The sequence below is a fragment of the Salegentibacter sp. T436 genome (genome assembly GCF_001932675.1).
In the GTDB taxonomy this organism is placed as follows: Bacteria; Bacteroidota; Bacteroidia; order Flavobacteriales; family Flavobacteriaceae; genus Salegentibacter; species Salegentibacter agarivorans.
In genome coordinates, this window is sequence record NZ_CP012872.1 from 3,604,956 (window position 1) to 3,626,500 (window position 21,545).

The following is a 21,545-nucleotide window of genomic DNA, read 5'->3' on the forward strand; positions in this document are numbered from 1 at the left end:
ACATCGAGGTGTACCAAAGGTACAAAAATAGGTGTACCAATAGTCAAAATAGGAAATATATCAAAAAACAAAAGAGGCTCAAAAGCCTCTCTATTATTACGTTTTGATGTCATTTGATATCATTTGACATCATATAAAATCTACTGCTTATTTTCCAATACAGAAATTAGAAAATATATTCCCCAATAATTCATCATTAGTGACCTGCCCGGTGATTTCACCGAAGTATTCTAATGCTTCGCGAATATCTATGGCTAATAGGTCGCCAGAGAGGTCTGTGTTTAGTCCTTCTTCTACCTTGTTTATTTCTTCCAGGGCTTTTAAAAGCGCATTGTAATGACGGCTGTTGGTTACGATGGTATTGTTATTTCTAAGCGCACCGGTGTTTACAAACTCCAGTAGTTTAATTTTTAGTTCCTCCACACCTTCGCCTGTCTTAGCAGAAATTAACTGCAAGCTTGCGCCTTCCAGTTCGTTTAAATTTTCAAATAAATTCTCTTTCTCATTTTCCGTAAGTTGATCTACTTTATTCGCAATAACAACAAGAGGTTTTTGAGGAAATTGATTGTGGATTTTTTTAATTTCAACCTTAAACTTTGAACTTTGAGCTTTAAACTTTTCTGCATTTAGCAAAAATACAACTACTTGCGCCTGACTTATTTTTTCGAACGTTCGCTTTATTCCGATGCTTTCCACCACATCTTCAGTCTCTCGTATTCCGGCGGTATCAATGAACCTGAATCCAACGCCACCAATACTCATTTCGTCCTCAATAGAATCACGGGTGGTCCCGGCCACTTCAGAAACAATAGCGCGTTCTTCATTTAAAAGTGAATTCAGTAAAGTAGATTTCCCTACGTTTGGCTCACCTACAATTGCAACGGGAATTCCGTTTTTAAGCACGTTCCCGGTAGCGAAAGAATCTATTAAACGTTTTAATACCTGCTGAATCCTGGCTACCAATTCTTTAAATTGATCGCGATTAGCGAACTCCACATCTTCTTCAGAAAAATCTAATTCTAGTTCAATTAAGGACGCAAAATCTAGTAATTCCTGGCGTAAACGATGAATTTCATTAGAAAATCCGCCGCGCATTTGTTGCATCGCCATTTGGTGCGAAGCCTGGTTTTCAGAAGAAATTAAATCGGCTACGGCTTCCGCCTGACTGAGATCCATTTTTCCGTTTAGGAAGGCTCGCATGGTAAACTCCCCGGCTTCGGCTGAGCGACAACCTTTTCTAATCATTAATTGAATAATCTCCTGCTGAATATAGGGACTTCCGTGACAGGAAATTTCTACCGTTTCTTCGCCGGTATAAGATTTAGGCGCTCTAAATATTGAAATTAAAACCTCATCTAAGGTACGATCATCATCCATTAAATTTCCTAAATGTAAAGTATGGCTGGGCTGTTCGCTTAGCTTTTTTTTACTCTTCGCCTTAAAAAGCGGTGAAACAATATTAAATGCTTCGGGACCGGAAACCCTAATAATCGCAATAGCTCCTGCACCAGAAGGTGTGGCAAGCGCTACAATAGTATCGTTTAATTTCATAGTGCAAAGATAAGCCTCCCCCCAACCCCCTCCAAAAGAGGGGAAGAAAAAATGCATCTTTTAAAAATTGTAACATCGTGCGGAAAAGATCGTCTATTAATATAGAGACATCACATCAATCAAAGAAAAAATGAGAGAAGACAACCAAATGCTCGTTCTTACCCACTTAAGTCAGTTACTGGATTTAGTTACAGGAATTGGCGGCTTTATAGTTCCGTTAATCCTGTGGCTTACCCAAAAAGATAAAGTTGCCGGAATGGATTTTCACGGAAAAATGATCATCAATTTCCAAATAAGTATGTTTATTTATAGCTTATTATGTATCCCGCTAATCTTTTTATTCGGACTTGGGATAATCGCTCTTATTGGAATAGCAATTTTAATGGTTGTTATTCCTATTGTAAATGCTATTAAAGTGAGCAACGGGGAAATACCTAATTATCCGCTAACTATTGAAATTATAAAATAAACCGGAGACATTTTCAAAACAGCAAGGCAGCCAATCGGCTGCCTTGTTTTATTATAATTTCATTCCCTACTTGTTAGAATAAAAAACCTCACAGGTTTTGAAAACCTGTGAGGTTTGATTTCTTTAAGCTAGCTAGGTTTTTATGTTGAATCTCCCCTTCGGGGGCCAGGGGGCTTAATTATTAAGCATCACCGGCATAACCAGCATGGTAATTTTTTCTCCAGGGTCTAAACCATCTACAGGAGTTAAAATTCCTGCACGATTAGGCAGACTCATTTCCAGTTGAACTTCATCTGAAGTTAAATTATTCAACATTTCTGTCAGAAAACGAGAGTTGAAACCAATTTGCATATCGTCTCCCTGGTAAGAACAGGTTAAACGCTCTTCCGCCTTATTACTGTAATCTACGTCTTCTGCAGAAATATTTAATTCGGCACCGGCAATTTTTAATCTCACCTGGTGCGTAGTTTTATTAGAGAAAATAGAAACCCTACGAACCGAACTCAAAAACTGGTTGCGCTCTATGGTTAATTTATTCGGATTTTCTTTCGGAATTACCGCTTCGTAATTAGGGTATTTCCCGTCTATTAAACGACAAACTAATTGCGTATCATCAAAAGTGAATTTCGCATTAGAATCGTTGTATTCTATAAGCACTTCACTTTCGCTACCGGCTAGAATTCCTTTTAAAAGGTTTAGTGGCTTTTTCGGCATAATAAAGTCTGAAGCCTGGGAAGCCGTAACGTCTTCACGCTGATATTTCACCAATTTATGCGCGTCAGTTGCTACAAAAGTCAAACTTTCTGTTGTAAATTGAAAGAAAACCCCACTCATTACCGGGCGAAGATCGTCGTTTCCTGAAGCAAAAATGGTTTTGCTAATCGCGGTAGCTAAAATATCACCTTCTAAAACGGTGCTGCTAGGATCTTCCAATTCCACAGGATTTGGAAATTCCTCACCATCGGCATAGGCAAGCGCGTATTTACCGTGATTAGAGCTTAATTCTATAGTGTTGTTATCTTCAGCAACAAAAGTTAAGGGTTGCTCCGGGAAAGTTTTTAGCGTATCTAAAAGCAATTTTGCAGGAACCGCTATTTTTCCTTCGGAATCTGATTCTACCTTAAGTTTAGCAGACATTGTAGTTTCAAGATCTGAGGCAGAAACCGTAAGCTCGTCCTGCTTAAGATCGAATAAAAAGTTGTCTAAAATTGGAAGGGTGTTGGTGTTGTTAATAACCCCACCCAATATCTGAAGCTGTTTCAGCAAATAACTGCTGGATACAATAAATTTCATCGGCTTTGTGATTAATTAGAAATCATTACAAATATATTTTAATCTGTTAAAAATAAAGCTTGTGTCGACGAGTTTTTATTAACATCAAAAACAAAAAAATATGTAGTAAACAATTAAAAAACAGATACTTACAACCTATAATCTTTTTAAGATTGTTAATATGTTGATTTTATTTCCTGAAAATTGAAGTCTAAGAAAGCTATTTCAGGTATTTCTTTTTTCTGAAATAATTAAATCCGAAAGCGAAAAGTCCCAGGATAATTAAAGGAAGAATAATATTAATCACCTGCCATTTTTCGCGTTCATCAGCAGTTCTTTGATCGTCCAGGAATGCGATATTTATTTCCTTGCTGCGAATATCTATAAGTCCGCTGTCATCCAGCATATAATTTACGGCATTCAGCAAAAATTCTTTGTTTCCGTAGGTATTTCCCGTGTAGCGTTCAAGCCCAAGTTCCAGGGGTTTACCTCGCTGTACTTCATTTTTAATAACATCTCCATCAGATATTACCAGCATTTTTGTTTCTTCACTTTGGTCTAAAGGATTTTTAATTTCAAATGGCTTGATCCTGTTCTTATAGACCGAAGTAAATTCTCCTTCCAATAAAACTGCCAGTGGTTGCTCGCCATCTTTATAGGAAGCCATATCCGGTTCCTGGCTTACCATCTCGAGGCTAATTTCCCGCGGCGTACCTTCTACCCTGGTTTGTGGAGAACTGCTTAATAAAATTGTTTTTTCAAGCTTATTCTGAAGCGTATCAATTTGATTGGCATATTCAAATTTCACTGCTTCAATATTATTAATAATAGGGTGATCGTTGGGCGAAGTGGTTAACGGACTGTAAAACCAGGGATACGGGTTGAACCGAGTATTATTTCCCTCTCCTGAGGCCAAAATAATGGGCGCTGAATAAATATCATTGATCAAAACCGGGTTGATTCTAATTCCGTAGGAAAAGAAAAAATCGCCTAAATTAAGATCACGAGGTAAAGCAAAAGCTCTGCCTGAAGGATTCAACAAACTATCGGTTTCCATGGCAACGGCTTCGGTAAGCCAAAGTGATTTACCACCATTCATTGTATATTGATCTAAAATATACTTTTCATTTTCGGTAAAGGCCTCGGTAGGTTTTGCCTCGATAATCAAATCGTAGCCTTTTAATTGCTGAAGCGTTTTTTGAGGATTTACAGCCGCCGAATCTAAAGTAAACGGCGCCATAAAATAATATTCCTGCAGCGTCTTTATAAAACTAGCTATTTGTGCATCGGGCAATTCTCCGTTTCCACGCATTACCGCGACTTTCTTTTTCCGCGGATAAACTAATTTATTCAATGCATTGGCAATAGCATATTCCAACTGCTGTACCGAGCTTGAAACCCGTTCCTCATCGGTAGCGCCCAGTTTATTTTTTAATAAAGGAATTTGCACTTCTTTATCGCCAAGTCTGGCCACAGCCCAAGGAAAAACCAAAGCTTCAGAACTCTTACCGTTTTCCTGAACACTCACCCTTGCCGGCGGCATTCCCTGCTGATAAAATTCCTGCGCCGTAGCTTCAGCATCCTTACTTTCTTCTAAGGGATTGGTAAAAGTGAATTTTATATTACTGTTATAAGCTGAAAACTCTTCCAGCATTTGCCTGGTTTCATTCCGAAGCCTTCTAAACTCTGATGGGAATTTTCCTTCTAAAAAGACTTCTATAACAATGGGCGAATCAGCATCTGAAACGATTTCCATTGCCGCAGGAGACAGTGTATAACGTTGGTCTCGAGTAAGGTCTATGCGCTCAAAAAAGTTGGCCGCTAGCAGGTTTATCGCTACAAGTGCAACAAGCCACAGAAAAACGTTTTTATAGGTGTTTTGGTGTTTCAAAGCCTAAGATTTTTTCTGAATTGATATTAACCTTAACTGCGTAAGTTTTAAAAAGAAAATTATAAAACTTAGAAAATAAATAATATCCCGGGTATCTATCACACCTCTGCTTATACTTTGATAATGAAAGCTGATCCCAAGGTATTCTGCGCCATAATTAGTACTTCCAAATAGGTCTAAATCTCCCAAACCTTCAAAAGCGAAATAACTTAGAAAACATAGAAAAACCGCGATAATAAATGCGATGATCTGATTTTGAGAAAGTGAAGAAGCAAAAATTCCAATAGCAGTATAACAGCCTCCAAGAAAAATTAAGCCTAAATAAGATCCAAGAGTTGCACCAAGATCAAAATTTCCCACCGGACTTCCCAGTTGATGAATAGTAATTACATATAAAATACTGGGCAAAATAGCTAAAATCACCAGGATTAAAGCGCCAAAATATTTTCCTAAAACAAGTTGTGTAAAACCAATGGGGCGAGTTAGCAGCAATTCCATAGTGCCCTGTCTTTTCTCTTCAGAAAAACTCTTCATGGTAATTGCGGGAATAAGAAAAATGAAGATCCAGGGGGCAAGATTAAAGAATGGTTTTACATCGGCAAATCCATTATCCAGGATATTGTAATCTCCGGTAAAAACAAATAAGAACAAACCACAAACTACCAAAAAGATTCCAATGACCAGGTAACCGATTGGTGATGAAAAAAAAGAGTTTATTTCTTTGTTTAAAATGGCCAGCATTGGCAATATGATTCTAATTTAATTATTGGCTACTTATAATATTGGTGCTCCAGGCCATTGGTTTGGCATTAAAAAGTACCTTAGTTTTTGCCCAAACATCTTTAAATAATTCTGAATTTCGGTAACGTTCTAAAGAGAGCTCATCTACCCAGTAACTATACGTAAAAAAGATGTTTGTATTGTCCTGGTCCCGTAATAATTCCAGTTTATAACAACCGCCAAATTCTCTTATTTTCTTTTTGTTTTGTTCAAAATTAGAAAGGAATTCTTCAATTTTTTCGGGATCAAATTCCATTTTCACAATTCTGTGTATCATTTCTCTTCAAATTTAATAGTTACCGTATCGCGGTGTTCCAGTCCAAAAAGTGTAGACGCGCTGCCTACCGTAGAAGGATTACTTTTATAAATTGCCAGTTCTATATACCCGGCCGAATTAAATAGCGCAAGTTTTTTGCCATCTTCTTCTCCCCGATTCTCTTTTTCCACTTCAAAATTAATCCAATCAGAATATGCTTCATAAATTTTTGGAAAAGTGACCATTCTGGCACTAATTAAGTAATTTCTTCCTTTGCCTACGTGGTCAAAAAGCTTCCGACTAATATTAGTAACTACATTTCCATAATTATCAATATATAAAACGTGACCAACAATCTGGTTTTTTTCAGAATTAATAGCAGGTTCAAACTGTTTTAGGTATTTTATCTCACTAATATTTTTTCCAATTACTTCCAGCGTTCCTCCACGAGCTAAATGACAGGCTACTTTTACAAACACATCTAAAACCGGGAAATTGGTTTCTATAGCATCGTGAATATTAATTTCCACAACTTTCTCAGGTTTAATTTCTGAAGCCAGCAAAGATAAAATCCCGTTATTGGCACAAATAAAATAGTGATCGTCCAGTAAAACAGCCAGGTGTTTATTTTCTGGTGTAAATTCTGAATCGATCCCAATTATATGAATACTACCTTTAGGAAAACTATTATAAGCGTTTTTTATAATGTAGGCCGCTTCACTAATATGAAACGGGGAAACTGAATGTGAAATATCAACAATTCTAACTTCTTTTAATTCGCTGTAAATAGCTCCCTTAACCGCTCCCACAAAGTAATCTTTCTCGCCAAAATCGGTGGTTAAAGTAATGATAGCCATAGGTGATTGTTAATATTTTTTTAACTTGTAAGCGCTTATTTTATGTAAGTTTGTATAGTAAGCGAAGTTAAGTTTATTGGTTTTTTTGAAAAAGAAAGTTAGGTATTTCAACCTATCTTCTAACTGCCAAAATTAGCATTAAAACTTAGTAGCAACAAATAAAGAATAACTATAAATAAAAATATTTTGATATTGTTTTTCAACTAAAACCATAAGCCTTTGAACGAAATTGTAATTGAACTTTCTGAGATTAATCCCCGCGAATTTTTTGGGCAACAAAACGAGAATATTGAACTTCTTAAAGAATACTTTCCAAAGCTAAAAATTGTAGCCCGCGGAAATAAAATTAAGGTTTTTGGAGACGAGGAAATGCTGGAAGAATTTGATGAACGCATCACAATGCTAATGGAGCACTTCGGAAAGTATAATAAACTGGACGAAAATGTGATTGAAAGGGTGCTTACCAGCGAGAAAAGTTCAGATTATCAAACTTCAGACGAAAGCGGCGAAGTATTGGTTCACGGGGTGGGCGGCCGATTGGTAAAAGCCCAAACCGCAAACCAAAGAAAGCTGGTTGAGCTAATGCGTAAAAACGATATGGTTTTTGCCATTGGTCCTGCAGGAACCGGAAAAACATACACAGGCGTTGCGCTTGCCGTAAAAGCATTAAAAGAAAAACAAGTTCGCAGAATTATTCTTACCCGTCCCGCGGTTGAAGCTGGTGAAAACCTGGGATTTCTTCCCGGGGATTTAAAGGAAAAATTAGATCCTTACATGCAGCCGCTTTATGATGCGCTTCGGGATATGATTCCGCAGGAAAGGCTTGATTCATTTATAGAAAAAGGAGTGATTCAAATTGCACCACTTGCATTTATGCGTGGCCGAACCTTAGATAATGCCTTTGTGATTTTGGATGAAGCGCAAAATACCACCCACGCGCAAATGAAAATGTTTCTTACCCGAATGGGTAAAAGTGCCAAGTTTATGATCACCGGAGATCCCGGGCAAATAGATTTACCTCGCAGGGTGATTTCAGGTCTAAAAGAAGCGTTGCTCGTGCTTAAAGAAGTAAAAGGTGTAGGGATAATTTACCTTGACGATAAAGATGTAATTCGCCACCGACTCGTGAAAAAAATAATTTCAGCCTATAAAGAAATTGAACATACAGAGTAAAATCCTATTTCAATTTTTTATAAAATTCAGTTTCCAAAATTCAGAATAGATTCTAATGAATAATACCATTATAAAAACCGATTTCAATTTTCCCGGCCAAACCGATGTTTACAAAGGCAAAGTGCGGGATGTTTATACTTTAAAAAATAATAAACTTGTAATTGTGGCTACCGATAGGCTTTCGGCTTTTGATGTGGTAATGCCAAAGGGCATTCCTTACAAAGGCCAGATCCTTAATCAAATTGCTACAAAAATGATGGAAGCCACACGCGATCTTGTGCCCAACTGGCTGGAGGCGACTCCAGATCCTAATGTTGCGGTTGGCCAGGCCTGCGAGCCTTTTAAAATTGAAATGGTAATTCGCGGTTATCTTGCGGGCCACGCTGCCCGGGAATACAAAGCCGGGAAACGTATGCTATGTGGGGTAGAAATGCCTAACGGAATGAAGGAAAATGATAAATTCCCGGAGCCAATTATTACTCCTGCAACCAAAGCGGAACAGGGCGATCACGACGAAGATATTTCTAAAGAAGAAATTCTAAAACGTGCTATTGTTTCTAAAGAAGATTACGAAATCCTTGAGAAATACACGCGAAATCTTTTTAAACGCGGAACTGAAATTGCAGCAAGAAGAGGATTAATTTTAGTTGATACCAAATATGAATTTGGTAAAAATGCTGATGGGGAAATTGTTTTAATAGATGAAATTCATACTCCCGATTCTTCTCGATATTTTTATGCTGATGGTTACCGGGAAAGACAGGATAATGATGAGCCGCAAAAACAATTATCTAAAGAGTTTGTGAGACAATGGCTTATTGAAAATAACTTCCAGGGAAAAGAAGGCCAGATTTTACCAGAAATGGGCGATGAATATATCGAGTCGGTTTCTGAACGGTATATAGAATTATACGAAAAGATCACCGGGGAAGCTTTTGTAAAAAGCGATATCAGCAATATTGAAACCCGTATTGAAAATAATGTCCTGGAGTATTTGAAGTAGCTATTTTTGGTTTTTTACGTCATCACGAATTTATTTCGGGGTCTAAATTAAGAGGAAATTCTCAACTCTTCTATTCATATTAGATGCTGAAATAAATTCTAAGCGATGCAGGCATAGTGAAGTCCAATTATTTTAATAACTGGTTATGCCGCGTTATTTTTTACCGGTTTAATGCTATTAAATTCTTTTCCTTTAAGAGATTTTTCTTCTTCTAAATCATAATCATCTTGTAATCCCAACCAAAACTTAGCAGTTGTTCCAAAATATTTAGAAAGTCGAAGAGCTGTGTCAGCAGTTATCCTTCTTTTCTTTTTTATGATTTCACTTATTCTTGTCTGCGGAATAAATGTTTCTTTAGAAAGTCGGTAAGCACTGATTTCCATTGCATCTAAAAATTCCTCTTTTAAAATTTCTCCAGGATGTATATTATCTAACTTTTTCATTTTTCAATTTACTTTTTAAATCTAATGATAATCAACAATTTGAATTTCAAGAGCATTGTCATTTTCCCATTTAAAAATTATTCTCCATTGCTTATTGATTCTAATGCTATGAAAGCCTTCTAAATTTCCACTCAACTTTTCCAAATGATTAGCGGGAGGAATTCTTAAATCATTTATATTTTGAGCATTATTTATCATTCTTAATTTTCTTCGAGCTACATTTTGAATATTAGCAGGAAGCTTTTTGGATTGAGTTCCATTCCAAATTTTTTCAGCTTCTTTGTCCGCAAATGATTTTATCACAAGTAATCCCGATTTCCGTTACTAACGTCAAAGATAAGTAAAATTGAAATATGAAATAGTATAAAATTATGTGGCTTAACTCCTTATATCCTGAAACAAGTTCAGGATGACGTTTAGGTTAATCTCTAAGAAAACTGGTAGCCAACCAACCGAGGATCAGTTAAGGTGTCCTGGCGTTGCAGCCATTGTATGCTAATAGAAATATAATCCAATTCGTTATTTACCCTGCCGTAGCATTTATAAATTCCTTTGCTGCGCAACGGATATTTTTCTGCGGTAGCAGGAAATTGAACCGTGTCGAAAACATCGCCCTCAGCATCAAAAAAAGTCCCGAAATACATATATTTCCCGTTAGAAGTTCCAGTTTTTTTAGCGGTGATCAGGGCACCATAAATCAAAACTTCCTTTCCCACATAATGTTTTAAATCTTTTGCTCTTACCGATTTTTCGATAGGATTTTTAAGCAATTTAAAATGTGAACAAAGCGGAAAACCCAGCAATTCCATTTGGTCAAAAGCTTCTATTAATGCTGAATATTGAAACTGCGGAAGTTCAAAATCCCGGTGAGCAGTATTAAATAATTTTTCCTGTGTAGCTACCGGTTTGGAGGCATTCAGTTTAAAATGAGCTTTCCATAGTAAATGATGTTTATCTGTTTGTGTGAATCTAAAAGCATCAATTTTCAGTAAAATACTTAGCTGTTCTATTGAAATAGAAACCCGATCTATAAAATCATCAAAGGACTTAAAAACACCAAAAAACTGCCGATTTTCCAGGATTTGCTGTACGGTTTTAGTTTCCAATTCTTTGATATAACCTAATCCCAGGTAAATATCTTTTCCAAAAATACTATTTGGGTGATCGCTTTTATTGATACAGGGAGGATGCACTCTCCCGCCGCATTTTCTAATTTCCTGGATATAAGTTTCTACATCATAAAATCCGCCGCCGTTATTAAGCGCAGCCACCATAAATTCTAGCGGAAAATATTTTTTCAAATACAAACTTTGGTAACTTTCTACCGCATAAGAAGCCGAATGTCCCTTTGGAAATGCATAACCGGCAAAAGAAGAAATTTGCTCCCAAACCTCATCAATAATCTTTTTATTATAGCCTTTTTGTTTACAATTTTCCCTGAATTTAGCTTCAATTCTTTCCATCTGGCCCTTAGAGGTTTTTTTTCCACTCATTCCCCGCCGCAAAACATCAGCATCTTCAAAACTAAGTCCGGCGAATTTATGAGCTACTTTCATCACATCTTCCTGGTAGACCATAATCCCGTAAGTATCACCCATAATTTCGAGCATCACCGGGTGGCCTTGTTTTCTTCGTTTAGGATCGCGATGCCGTTTTATATATTCTTCTTTCATCCCACCACTGGAAATTCCGGGCCTGATTATAGAACTCGCGGCTACCAGATTTAAATAATTATCGGTTTGTAGTTTAGTGAGCAGACCACGCATTGCAGGAGATTCTACATAAAAAACACCCATACAATCACCGGTTTTTAGCAAATTATTGATTTCCGGATCTTCCTTAAAAACAGCAATATTTTCAATCTCCTCAATTTCAGCATTTGGTTGATTTTTCCTTATAATTTCAATCGCATCGGTGATCTTTGAGAGTCCGCGTTGGGCAAGAATATCAAATTTATGAATCCCCACTTCTTCCGCGATATTCATATCTATCTGGATTGTTTCAAAACCCTTGGGTGGCAAAAAAGTAGCGGCATAATTATAGATGCTGTCATTCAGAATTAAAATTCCGCCGGAATGCACACTCAAATAATTGGGAAAACCTTCAATTAAAGCGCTGTAACGTAACACCAATTTTTCCAATTGATCCAGCTCATTTATACTAAAAAATCCTGCTGAAAGTTTATCTATGTTTTCTTTAGGCAAACCAAAAACCTTACCCAATTCCCGGGATACCGCTCGGCGTTTAAAAGTTACATAAGTTCCCATTAAAGCGGTGAACTCGTACTTTTTGAAAATAAAATCAGTTACTTCGTTACGATCTTTCCAGGAGAAATCGATATCAAAATCAGGTGGAGAACTTCGACTTTCATTAATAAAACGTTCAAAATATAAATCCAGCTCTACGGGATCTACATTGGTAATTCCAATAATATAAGCAATAATAGAATTGGCACCACTTCCCCGCCCTATAAACGGAAAATTCTGCGACCGGGCATAACTTACAATATCATAATTGATCAAAAAATAGGAAACAAAGCCGAGTTTTATGATGGCATTCAGCTCTTTTTCTACTCGTTCCAAAACCTCTGGTTCTAACTTTGGATAACGTTTTGGCAGGTTTTCATCACATAGTTTTCTTAACCGGGCAACATCAGCTTCAGGGCTGTCACCTGAAACCAACAAATTTCGATTTTGGGTTTTTCCGAATTTGAAATCTACCCGACAGGCATTTACCAATTCGTGTGTGTTCTCTAAAATATAGGAGAAATCTTCAAATTCTGAAGTGATAATTTCTGAAGCTATCATTTGATGAGAAAAAGAACCCTGCTCGTTTTCAGGAAGCTGGCTAAGTAAAACATTATTATCTATGGCCCGCAACAACCGGTGTGCATTATAATCACGCTTATTCCTAAAACTCACGCTTTGCTGCAATACCAGTTTATCTTTAAATTCAAGGTATTTTGAGAATTTAAGCTTCCGCAGACTTTCCACAGAAATTCCAATGAATTCATTCTTCCTGAAATTCGTCTTTTTGTGTGCAAATACTTTTTCAAAAGGATAAATAATAAAGCAATCAGGTAATTCGGGCGCTTCAGGTTTAAAATCTTTTTTTAGATGAAATTGTTGCGATAAATGTTCGTTTAACTGCCTAAAACCTTCATTGTTTTTAGCGACCCCAACATATTGTTGCTCAGCTCCATTTCTAAAATCTATTCCCACAATTGGTTTTATTCCATATTCCGAAGCAATTTTTATAAAATTTAAACAAGCCGAAGTATTATTAATATCGGTAAGCGCTAAAGATTCCACTTTAAATTCCCGGGCGAGTTCACAGAGTTTTTCCACTGAGAAAGTCCCGTAGCGCAGTGAGTACCAGGTATGGCAGTTTAAATAGATCATTATTGTTTTCTATGTGCTAGCACAATTGGCGGTTCGCCGTTAAACGGATTTCCCATGCGGCCAATGGTTTTTGTGCCCATGGTGACCGCGCGCATCACACTATGTTCTCCAAAACGCTCTTTAATTTTATCTATAGAATTATATAAATTCAGCATTTCTTCAGAATCATCAAACAGGTTAATCTGGTAATTTCCACCTACTAGTCCGCTGAATTTCACACCGATTAACCGAATCAACAACCGGCGGGAATAGAGTTGCTTAAAGAGCATTTCAACTTTAGGAATTAGAATATGATCGGCGCTGGTATAGGAGATTTTCACCTGTTTAGAATGCGTCTGATAATCGGAATACCTGATTTTTACACTTACCACGCTGGTTAATTTATTTCCTCGCCGTAACTGGTAAGCCAGGCTTTCGGCCATAGCCACCAAAGTGGCGTGCAGGCGCACCATATCTATAGTATCGCGGCCAAAAGTGCGCTCGGTAGAGATAGACTTTCTTTCGTGATAAGGAATAATTGGTGTATCGTCCAGGCCATTAGCACGCTTCCAGATAGTTCGCCCGGCCTTTCCTAAAACACTTTCCAACATTTCCACTGGCATTTCCTGGATAGTTTTTATTTCTCTAACGCCTAAATTCAGTAGTTTTTGAAAGGTCTTATTACCAACCATCGGGATTTTATTTACACTTAAGGGTGCAAGAAAAATTTTTTCATTTCCATGCGGAATTATAATTTCGGCATTAGGTTTGGCTTCTCCCGTAGCGATCTTAGAAACCACCTTGTTTTGTGAAAGTCCGAAAGAAATTGGCAAGCCGCTTTCCTTTATAATTGTCTGTCTCAACTCACTGGCAAATTGATTGATGCCGAAAAATTTATCCATCCCACTCAAATCGGCATAAAACTCATCTACACTGGCTTTTTCAAAACTGGGCACCTGGTTTTTAATAATTTCTGTAACTTCTTTCGAATGTTTGGTGTAAGTACTGGCATTTCCTTTAATTACGGTGGCCTGCGGACAAAGCTGCCGGGCTACTTTCATTGCCATCCCCGAGTGTACTCCAAATTTTCTCGTCTCATAACTACAGGCCGCCACTACCCCACGATCTCCCATTCCACCTACGATAAGCGGTTTACCATTCAATTCAGAATTTTGTTTACGTTCTACCGAAACAAAAAATGCATCGAGATCCAGGTGTAAAATAGACTTATTTTTCATTTTTGGATTATTTCCTTTTTATAGGATATTTTCCAAATTTATAAAATATTTAAACTCAAAATTATTCTGCTTAGTTAAATTTTGAAAAGAATTTTTCAGCTTGATTATTCTGAAAAAGTCAAAATAAAAGCCCTTTTATTATTAAAATCTAACAACCTAAAATCTATAGTTTTAGTAGTTTTGCCGACTTAAAAGTACCAAGCCTGAAGTATGACGAAAATATTCAGAAGATTATCTTTCTTTATTCTAATCATGATGCAGTTTGCATTTTTGTTCGCTATATTTTTTGATAAGATGAATGCTCCCCTCGTACTTTTATTTTTGGGGATAATTTCGGTATTAATAAGTCTTGCTTATTTTAAAGCGCCACGGCAAGAGGAAAGGTATTTTATAAAAGATCTTTATCTTATTCTTTTTGCGGTGACCGGTGCCCTAAGCACATTTTTTATAAATATTGAACTTAAATATGGCCCGGTACTTGCCGCCGGATTTATAGGAACCTTGGCTTCTTTTGTGCCTTCAATAAATAGAAAATCAAATCTTTTAAAAGAAGCACCACCCGCTATTTACTGTGGTGCTTTTGTGGGAATGACTTCGGCCAGTGTAGCGCCCAATTTAAAATTTATTCTACTGGCCGGTATTATCGCAGGTAGCATTCTTATTCTTTCTAAAAATATTTTTAACGGATTTGGTGGTAAACTGGGAACTATCGCTTTTGGTAGTATTGCCATCACTTCCGCCATTTTATATACCCTGTTTTAATGGAAATAAGCATTCTTTTTCTCACCGGAATTATTTCTGCCATTCTAACTTATGTAGTGAATAACAAGTACAGGCAGGGTGCTGTTCGTGCTTCAGCAAGCCTCTCGCTTTTGGTGGGTTTATTTTTCTATTCTTTTCCTGATATTTTTAATCCATATTTAACCAAAAACATCCCTATAGTTTTTATTGGCGCTACTTTTATAGGAATGGTTTCTTCAAAAATACTCCCCAGCTATTTACTAGTAGGTTTTTCAGGATTTATCTTTTCTATTATCTACCTAAATGCGAGTCCGTTTTTTAAAGGTTATGGCGGCGCTTTGGGTACTACGGCAGCGATTTCTGTATTAGTTTCATTAAGCCTTGCTTTAGTTTCTAAGAGTGAGAAACTACCCTGGCGGAAGAAGACTAAAAAACATTAGAAAAACCTTCAGAATAAATTATTCTTTCTCTACCACATCTTTCAAAATACTCCATACATTGTCGGCTACAATTTTGTAACCTTCGGCGGTGGGATGAATGCCGTCTTGCTGATTTAGCTCTGCATCTCCCGCTACGCCTTCAAGAAGAAAAGGAATGAGTTGCAAATTATTTCCTTCGGCAAGTTCAGGAAAAATATTTCTGAAATCGGTGGTATATTCTTCTCCCATATTTGGTGGAATCTGCATTCCGGCTAAAACTATTTTAGTATCGGGATTTTTCTCTTTTACAGTATCTATAATATCCTGAAGATTTCTACGAGTTTCAGCTATTGGGATTCCTCTTAAGCCATCATTCGCTCCTAATTCCAATACAAAAATATCTACATCCTGATTTAACACCCAGTTAATGCGATTTTTTCCGCTGGCAGTAGTTTCCCCGCTTAATCCAGCATTTACTACTTCATAATTATAATTCAGGGAATCTAATCTATTTTGAATAAGCGCCGGGAAAGCTTCAGAAGCTTCTAACCCCATTCCCGCTGTAAGGCTATTTCCGAAGAAAAGAATCACGTTTTTTTCACTTACCTCAGCTTCAGTTTCGGTTTGTGTTTCTTCTTTGCTTTTTTCTTCCGATTTCTTTTCAGCATTTTCTCCGCAGGAAATCATTATAAATATTGAAAAAACAGCAAAATAATACTTCAAGTTTCTCATAGCAACGGGGTTTATAATCAAATCATTTCCTTATTTTGTCTGCATTCAAAAAAGACAATAATCAAGTAATAAGATGGCAAAGATATTAAACGTTCGCAACCTGGAGAAAAGCTATTCCAGCGGTTCTAAAAAACTTAAAGTTCTCCAGGATATTAATTTTGAAGTAGAAGAACAAAAAACCTTTGCTATTGTAGGCCCATCCGGAAGTGGAAAAACCACGCTACTGGGACTTTGTGCGGGATTAGACAGGCCAGATTCCGGAATTATTGATTTATGCGGAAGCGAACTTAGCACGTTAGATGAAGACGAAAGAGCGCTATTGCGCAATCAACATATTGGATTTGTTTTCCAGGATTTCCAGTTGCTACCAACACTTACTGCCTTAGAAAATGTGGCTGTTCCATTAGAACTTCAGGGGAATAAAAATGCTTCTAAAATAGGAAAAGAATTATTAGAAAAAGTAGGATTAGGCGACCGTATAAATCATTATCCTTCCCAACTTTCTGGGGGAGAACAGCAACGAGTGGCGTTAGCGCGTGCTTTTTCTACGCGACCTTCGGTTTTATTTGCCGATGAACCTACCGGAAATCTCGATGCCGAAACCGGCGAAAAAGTAGAAGAATTGCTTTTCGATCTCAATAAAGAAGCAGGTACAACTTTGATTATCGTAACTCACGATATTGAATTAGCAGCAAAAACACAGCATATTCTAAAACTAAAAGGAGGAAAAATTGTTGAAAATCAAGAAACGCAAGTATAAAAGATGAACACCAATAAACCCTCTAAACCCGGTATTAACTGGCTTTTTAAAATGGCCTGGCGCGACGGAAAGGCTAGCGGTAAAAAGTTAACGCTTTTTATGGCTTCTATCGTTCTGGGAATTGCCGCGGTAGTTTCCATTCAATCTTTTGGAGAAAATCTAAAAGACAATATTTCCTTGCAATCTAAAGCGCTGATGGGCGCCGATTTTAAAATAGACAGCGACGATCCTCCCAATGAACGCGTTATGCAAGTTATGGATTCACTGGGCGGGCCTGAAGCTCGGGAGATCAAATTTGCTTCTATGGCTGCTTTTCCGCAAAGCGAAGCCACAAAATTAATGCAGGTTAGAGGAATTGAAGGTGGATTCCCATTTTACGGCGAATTGGAAACTCAGCCGGCAGAAGCTGCCAAAACATACCAAGAAGATGCTGCAGCTTTGGTTGATGCAACGGTAATGCTTCAGTTAGGGGTAAAGCCTGGCGATAGCATTAAAATTGGAAAAATTACTTTGCCAATTGCAGGGGCACTCAATAGCGTTCCGGGAAGTACGGCTATTTTTAGTTCGGTAGCTCCTCCGGTACTTATTCCATATAAGTTTATTGAAGAATCTGGCCTTGTACAAACCGGAAGCCGTATAGATTACGAATTCTATTTTACAGCCGATCCTAAAACCGATATGGAAAAGCTGGATGAAGAACTGGATCCTATCCTTGATGCTGAAGAATCCGATATAGATACCCACATCTCCACCAGCGACCGATTGGGAAGACGCTATGAAAATTTCGGAAAATTTCTTAATCTCGTTGCTTTTATCGCGCTGCTGCTTGGTTGTGTTGGTATTGCGAGCGCCATTCATATTTACATCAAAGAAAAGTTACGTGCCGTAGCTGTTCTAAAATGTTTGGGCGCCAGCAAAAAGCAAACTTTCTTAATTTACCTTATCCAGGTTGCTTTTATGGGTTTAATTGGCGGTATTTTAGGTACTGCCCTCGGTTTAATTCTTCAGCAATTATTTCCCTGGCTTTTAGAAGGCTTGTTACCGGTAGATGTTCAAATCACTTTTTCCTTACAGGTAATTGTGATGGGAATTTTATTAGGAATTTTGATGTCGGTTTTATTTGCGCTCTACCCGTTAATCGGAACACTTTATATTTCTCCTTTACAGGCGCTACGAGTAATAAAAGAAGATTCTAAAAAATCCCGAAAGGCAATTATTTTAGTTTCAATAGGAATCTTTTTATTCATCTTCTTGTTTTCGCTTTGGCTACTGGAAGATTGGAAATACTCCCTCTCGTTTGTAGGCGGAATTTTAGTCACTTTTTCAATCCTGGCCGGAATAGCCTATCTATTTATGCGGACTATTCGTAAGTATTTTCCGCATAGCTGGGGTTTTGTAGCCCGGCAAAGCTTACTGAATCTTTTTAGACCACAAAATCAAACCTTAACGCTGGTACTTGCTATTGGTGTAGGAACTTTTCTAATTAGTACGCTTTATTTTAGTAAAGATTTGCTACTGGCCCAGGCTTCTATAGAATCCCAGGCCGATAGCCCTAATATGATTCTTTTAGATGTACAATCTGAACAACGTGAAGCCGTAGCCCAAACAATAAAAGCGAATAATCTACCGGTTCTAAGCGATATTCCTATTGTCACTATGCGTGTACAAAATATAGCAGGAAAATCGGTTAACGAAATAAGAAATGATACTACTTCCCAAATTAATGGCTGGGTTTTAAACCACGAATTTAGGGTAACTTATCGCGATTCAATTATTGCTTCTGAATTTATTGAAAGCGGAGAATGGACCGCCGAAGGAGGAAATATTAGTCCCGTTCCTGTTTCTATAAGTGATAATTTTGCTGAAGATGCTAAAGTTGAAGTTGGAGACGAGCTTGTTTTTAACGTGCAGGGCGTTTTATTAGATGCAGTGGTGGGTAGTATAAGAACTGTAGACTGGTCTAGAATGCAACTGAATTTCTCCCTGGTTTTCCCAACAGGGGTTTTAGAAGACGCGCCGCAATTTCACGTGTTAACCACCAAAGTTCCGGGGGAAGATGCATCGGCTAAATTACAACAGCAATTGGTGAAACAGTTTCCCAATGTTTCTATAATTGATCTTAGACAGGTATTAAGTGTTATTGAAATGCTCCTGGGAAGAATTTCATGGATAATTAATTTTATGGCATTTTTCAGTATTTTAACGGGTGTTATTGTGCTTTTAGGAGCAATAAGAACCAGTAAATATCAACGAATTCGCGAAAGTGTGTTATTACGAACTTTGGGTGCTAAAGGCAGCCAAATTCTAAATATTACCGCTTTAGAATACATTTACCTGGGAACCTTAGGCGGTTTATCTGGTGTATTGCTTTCTCTAATTAGCAGTCAGTTATTGGCCTGGTTGGTTTTTGAATCGCCATTTACCCCATCTCTGGTTCCATTTTTAGTAGTATTCCCGGGAATTGTCTTACTGGTATTGATTATTGGATTAAGTAATAGTTTAAGCGTAATACGAAAACCACCTTTAGAAGTTTTAAGAAAGGAAGTAACTTAAAATATGTAACTTTAGCTGAAAGGATTACCAAAAATTATTATTAATTATAATATTTTGACTTTTTAAAAAGTATTCTCATCTTAGGTTGAATCGTCACCCTGTCCCGAAGTTTCGGGATGGTTTCAGGGTCTAAGCTAAATTAAAATACTTTTCATCCTGGATGCTGAAATAAGTTCAGCATGAAGTATCCTGGAAGTAGAAGTTTAAACAATATGAATTAAAATAAATTTAAAATGAAAAATGTAATTTATAGCTTAATGATTCTGGCTTTTAGTTTTAACGGAATAGCCCAGGAAGATTATTTATCTGAAGAAATTCAAATAAAAATGGCCAGTATGGCTGCGCCAGAAGAAGACAGGGATGCAGTAACTGTGTATGGTTATGATCGTGACGGGAAACCGGTTTTATTAAAAGAAGGCACCAACAACCTGGTTTGTATTGCAGACGATCCTAATATGAATGGAGTTTCAGTAAGTTGTTATAATAAAAAACTTGAGCCTTTTATGTCTCGCGGCAGGGAATTAAAAGCTGAAGGTAAAGATATGATGGATACTCGTGCAGTGCGCCAGCAGGAAGTAGAAAGCGGGAAATTAAAAATGCCCGATGCCCCGAGTATGACCTACATACTTTCTGGAAAAGAAGCAAATTTAAATCGTGAGACCGGGGAGCTTAAAGATGCAAAACTGCGTTATGTGATTTATATGCCTTATGCTACTACCGAGGAAACCGGACTTCCAGATAAACCTCACACTCCCGGAATGCCGTGGTTAATGGATCCCGGTACGCACCGCGCTCATATTATGATTACCCCGGCAGATAAGGATTAGGCATTTATTGAAATTATTCCTGAATATTTTCTTCTTTCTGCTTAAAAAACAGCTGCGAAATAGGAATAAGCATTAAAGCCGAAATAAAGAAAAGGATAAAAGATACTTTCAAATTAAATAAATGCGCTAAATAACCAACCAGCGGTGGGCCTAAAAGCATTCCCACTATTGCATAGGTGGTAATTATTGAAATAGCCATTCCTGGCGAATATTTTTTAGAAGAACCGGCGAGAAGAAAAGTCATGGGAATTATTGCGGCCACTCCAATACCTACCAGGCAAAAACCTATTAATGCAGGCCAGAAATAAGGGAAAACAATCATTAGTAAAACCCCTAAACATACCAGGGAAGCACTTATGATATAATTCTTTTCCATTCCTATTTTTTCCACAATTCTATCTGAAAAGAAACGGGAAAGGGCCATAAAAATCATAAATATTAAGTAGCCCAGCGTAAAAACATCTTCGTTCACCACTTCTTTAAAATAAACCCCACTCCAGTCAAACATTCCGCCTTCGGTAATTGCTGCAAGAAAAACCAGAAAACCAAGATACATGGTAGGTTTATCAGGTTTTCCAAAGCGTAGCTTATTCCCCTGGGTAGAACGATCTTTTTTCAGCAAAAATGAGAAAGCGAGAAAAGCTAAAATAAAAGTAAAACCAGCAACCACCGGTAAATGCTGATAAATAGGAATATCAAATTTAATTAGCAAAGTTGAAAAAGCTACGCCTAAAAGTCCGCCGGTACTCCAAAGACCGTGAAAGGATCCAATAATTTTTTTAGGAAATGCTTTTTGTAAGGTTAAAGACTGGGTATTCATAGCGATGTTAAAAATTCGCATAGAAAATGCAAAGCAAAATATCCCTATTATTAATAACAAAAGGCTGTCGGCTATTCCTATAATACTAAGGGAGACGGCAAGTAAAACAAATGAAACGATTAACGGATACCTGCTTTCAAAACGAGAAACCAACCAGCCAGAAACCGGAAGCCCAATTAAAGAACTCACCGGCATTACCATAAGTAGGTTTCCTAATTCGGCTTCATTTAAATCGAAGGCCATTTTAATAGTAGGAATTCGGGAAGCCCAGGTAGAAAAGCAAAAGCCCGAGAGAAAAAAGTAAGTGCTTAGTGCAATTCGCTGTTGGTTTTCGATCTTCATTTTTAAAACTTATGAGGGAATAAAATTGGTGTTTATTT

General features: G+C 37.3%; 20 protein-coding genes. 8 read left to right on the forward strand and 12 right to left on the reverse strand.

Annotated elements, in window-relative coordinates; genetic code table 11:
- Positions 1-147: 147 nt before the first annotated feature.
- Positions 148-1,551, reverse strand: coding sequence for a tRNA uridine-5-carboxymethylaminomethyl(34) synthesis GTPase MnmE (gene mnmE / locus AO058_RS16045; RefSeq protein ID WP_075328006.1), 1,404 nt, complete (start codon positions 1,549-1,551; stop codon positions 148-150).
- A gap of 130 nt (positions 1,552-1,681) precedes the next feature.
- Here mnmE and AO058_RS16050 point away from each other — a divergent pair, with 130 nt between their 5' ends.
- Positions 1,682-2,020, forward strand: a complete 339-nt coding sequence (locus tag AO058_RS16050) for a DUF4870 domain-containing protein (protein ID WP_075327460.1) — start codon at positions 1,682-1,684, stop codon at positions 2,018-2,020.
- A 174-nt stretch (positions 2,021-2,194) separates the two neighbouring features.
- Here AO058_RS16050 and dnaN read toward each other — a convergent pair whose 3' ends face one another.
- From dnaN to AO058_RS16070, 5 genes are all read right to left on the reverse strand, one after another.
- Positions 2,195-3,313: a DNA polymerase III subunit beta gene (gene dnaN, locus AO058_RS16055; protein WP_075327461.1), complete on the reverse strand. Its 1,119-nt coding sequence runs from the start codon at positions 3,311-3,313 to the stop codon at positions 2,195-2,197.
- A 199-nt stretch (positions 3,314-3,512) separates the two neighbouring features.
- Positions 3,513-5,183: a gliding motility-associated ABC transporter substrate-binding protein GldG gene (gene gldG, locus AO058_RS16060; RefSeq protein WP_232228853.1), complete on the reverse strand. Its 1,671-nt coding sequence runs from the start codon at positions 5,181-5,183 to the stop codon at positions 3,513-3,515.
- A 3-nt stretch (positions 5,184-5,186) separates the two neighbouring features.
- Entirely contained in the window at positions 5,187-5,924 is a 738-nt protein-coding gene (gldF, locus tag AO058_RS18790) for a gliding motility-associated ABC transporter permease subunit GldF (protein WP_232228854.1), read from the reverse strand.
- A 22-nt stretch (positions 5,925-5,946) separates the two neighbouring features.
- Positions 5,947-6,240, reverse strand: coding sequence for a putative quinol monooxygenase (locus AO058_RS16065; protein WP_075327462.1), 294 nt, complete (start codon positions 6,238-6,240; stop codon positions 5,947-5,949).
- On the reverse strand, positions 6,237-7,076 hold the full coding sequence (locus AO058_RS16070) for an SAM hydrolase/SAM-dependent halogenase family protein (protein WP_075327463.1): 840 nt from the start codon (positions 7,074-7,076) through the stop codon (positions 6,237-6,239). The genes AO058_RS16065 and AO058_RS16070 overlap by 4 nt, the downstream gene beginning before the upstream one ends.
- Positions 7,077-7,295: 219 nt before the next feature.
- Here AO058_RS16070 and AO058_RS16075 point away from each other — a divergent pair, with 219 nt between their 5' ends.
- On the forward strand, positions 7,296-8,249 hold the full coding sequence (locus AO058_RS16075) for a PhoH family protein (protein WP_075327464.1): 954 nt from the start codon (positions 7,296-7,298) through the stop codon (positions 8,247-8,249).
- Positions 8,250-8,304: 55 nt separating this feature from the next.
- Positions 8,305-9,252, forward strand: coding sequence for a phosphoribosylaminoimidazolesuccinocarboxamide synthase (locus AO058_RS16080; protein ID WP_075327465.1), 948 nt, complete (start codon positions 8,305-8,307; stop codon positions 9,250-9,252).
- A gap of 143 nt (positions 9,253-9,395) precedes the next feature.
- On the opposite strand, the gene AO058_RS16085 is transcribed toward AO058_RS16080, so the two are convergent.
- The 4 genes from AO058_RS16085 to dinB form a co-directional block, all read right to left on the reverse strand.
- A complete protein-coding gene (locus AO058_RS16085) occupies positions 9,396-9,695 on the reverse strand; it encodes a HigA family addiction module antitoxin (protein ID WP_075327466.1) in 300 nt (99 codons plus the stop codon).
- A 21-nt stretch (positions 9,696-9,716) separates the two neighbouring features.
- A complete protein-coding gene (locus tag AO058_RS16090; protein WP_075327467.1) occupies positions 9,717-9,998 on the reverse strand; it encodes a type II toxin-antitoxin system RelE/ParE family toxin in 282 nt (93 codons plus the stop codon).
- A 125-nt stretch (positions 9,999-10,123) separates the two neighbouring features.
- On the reverse strand, positions 10,124-13,096 hold the full coding sequence (locus tag AO058_RS16095) for a DNA polymerase III subunit alpha (RefSeq protein ID WP_083634203.1): 2,973 nt from the start codon (positions 13,094-13,096) through the stop codon (positions 10,124-10,126).
- The gene (gene dinB / locus AO058_RS16100; protein ID WP_075327468.1) at positions 13,096-14,313 is read right to left on the reverse strand and encodes a DNA polymerase IV; all 1,218 of its coding nucleotides are present in this window, start codon (positions 14,311-14,313) and stop codon (positions 13,096-13,098) included. Before dinB ends, AO058_RS16095 begins: the two co-directional genes overlap by 1 nt.
- Positions 14,314-14,523: 210 nt before the next feature.
- Here dinB and AO058_RS16105 point away from each other — a divergent pair, with 210 nt between their 5' ends.
- Together AO058_RS16105 and AO058_RS16110 are read left to right on the forward strand one after the other, a co-directional pair.
- On the forward strand, positions 14,524-15,075 hold the full coding sequence (locus tag AO058_RS16105) for a hypothetical protein (protein ID WP_075327469.1): 552 nt from the start codon (positions 14,524-14,526) through the stop codon (positions 15,073-15,075).
- Entirely contained in the window at positions 15,075-15,494 is a 420-nt protein-coding gene (locus AO058_RS16110) for a hypothetical protein (protein WP_075327470.1), read from the forward strand. The genes AO058_RS16105 and AO058_RS16110 overlap by 1 nt, the downstream gene beginning before the upstream one ends.
- Before the next feature lie 18 nt (positions 15,495-15,512).
- On the opposite strand, the gene AO058_RS16115 is transcribed toward AO058_RS16110, so the two are convergent.
- Positions 15,513-16,205, reverse strand: a complete 693-nt coding sequence (locus tag AO058_RS16115; RefSeq protein ID WP_075327471.1) for an arylesterase — start codon at positions 16,203-16,205, stop codon at positions 15,513-15,515.
- 73 nt (positions 16,206-16,278) lie between these two features.
- Here AO058_RS16115 and AO058_RS16120 point away from each other — a divergent pair, with 73 nt between their 5' ends.
- The 3 genes from AO058_RS16120 (at position 16,279) to AO058_RS16130 (ending at position 20,345) form a co-directional block, all read left to right on the forward strand.
- Positions 16,279-16,965 (forward strand): ABC transporter ATP-binding protein, encoded by a 687-nt coding sequence (locus tag AO058_RS16120; protein ID WP_075327472.1) that lies wholly within the window; start codon positions 16,279-16,281, stop codon positions 16,963-16,965.
- Between the two features lie 3 nt (positions 16,966-16,968).
- The gene (locus AO058_RS16125; protein ID WP_232228855.1) at positions 16,969-19,518 is read left to right on the forward strand and encodes an ABC transporter permease; all 2,550 of its coding nucleotides are present in this window, start codon (positions 16,969-16,971) and stop codon (positions 19,516-19,518) included.
- A 233-nt stretch (positions 19,519-19,751) separates the two neighbouring features.
- The gene (locus AO058_RS16130) at positions 19,752-20,345 is read left to right on the forward strand and encodes a hypothetical protein (protein WP_075327473.1); all 594 of its coding nucleotides are present in this window, start codon (positions 19,752-19,754) and stop codon (positions 20,343-20,345) included.
- A 13-nt stretch (positions 20,346-20,358) separates the two neighbouring features.
- Here the strand turns inward: AO058_RS16130 and AO058_RS16135 are convergent, their stop codons facing one another.
- Positions 20,359-21,507 (reverse strand): MFS transporter, encoded by a 1,149-nt coding sequence (locus tag AO058_RS16135; RefSeq protein WP_075327474.1) that lies wholly within the window; start codon positions 21,505-21,507, stop codon positions 20,359-20,361.
- Between the last annotated feature and the right edge of the window lie 38 nt (positions 21,508-21,545).

Coding starts and splice junctions, on each gene's coding strand:
- mnmE (WP_075328006.1), bottom strand. CDS start 1,551: ATGAAATTAAACGATACTATTGTAGCGCTTGCCACACCTTCTGGTGCA.
- AO058_RS16050 (WP_075327460.1), top strand. CDS start 1,682: ATGAGAGAAGACAACCAAATGCTCGTTCTTACCCACTTAAGTCAGTTA.
- dnaN (WP_075327461.1), bottom strand. CDS start 3,313: ATGAAATTTATTGTATCCAGCAGTTATTTGCTGAAACAGCTTCAGATA.
- gldF (WP_232228854.1), bottom strand. CDS start 5,924: ATGCTGGCCATTTTAAACAAAGAAATAAACTCTTTTTTTTCATCACCA.
- AO058_RS16065 (WP_075327462.1), bottom strand. CDS start 6,240: ATGATACACAGAATTGTGAAAATGGAATTTGATCCCGAAAAAATTGAA.
- AO058_RS16070 (WP_075327463.1), bottom strand. CDS start 7,076: ATGGCTATCATTACTTTAACCACCGATTTTGGCGAGAAAGATTACTTT.
- AO058_RS16080 (WP_075327465.1), top strand. CDS start 8,305: ATGAATAATACCATTATAAAAACCGATTTCAATTTTCCCGGCCAAACC.
- AO058_RS16085 (WP_075327466.1), bottom strand. CDS start 9,695: ATGAAAAAGTTAGATAATATACATCCTGGAGAAATTTTAAAAGAGGAA.
- AO058_RS16095 (WP_083634203.1), bottom strand. CDS start 13,096: ATGATCTATTTAAACTGCCATACCTGGTACTCACTGCGCTACGGGACT.
- dinB (WP_075327468.1), bottom strand. CDS start 14,313: ATGAAAAATAAGTCTATTTTACACCTGGATCTCGATGCATTTTTTGTT.
- AO058_RS16105 (WP_075327469.1), top strand. CDS start 14,524: ATGACGAAAATATTCAGAAGATTATCTTTCTTTATTCTAATCATGATG.
- AO058_RS16110 (WP_075327470.1), top strand. CDS start 15,075: ATGGAAATAAGCATTCTTTTTCTCACCGGAATTATTTCTGCCATTCTA.
- AO058_RS16115 (WP_075327471.1), bottom strand. CDS start 16,205: ATGAGAAACTTGAAGTATTATTTTGCTGTTTTTTCAATATTTATAATG.
- AO058_RS16120 (WP_075327472.1), top strand. CDS start 16,279: ATGGCAAAGATATTAAACGTTCGCAACCTGGAGAAAAGCTATTCCAGC.
- AO058_RS16125 (WP_232228855.1), top strand. CDS start 16,969: ATGAACACCAATAAACCCTCTAAACCCGGTATTAACTGGCTTTTTAAA.
- AO058_RS16130 (WP_075327473.1), top strand. CDS start 19,752: ATGAAAAATGTAATTTATAGCTTAATGATTCTGGCTTTTAGTTTTAAC.
- AO058_RS16135 (WP_075327474.1), bottom strand. CDS start 21,507: ATGAAGATCGAAAACCAACAGCGAATTGCACTAAGCACTTACTTTTTT.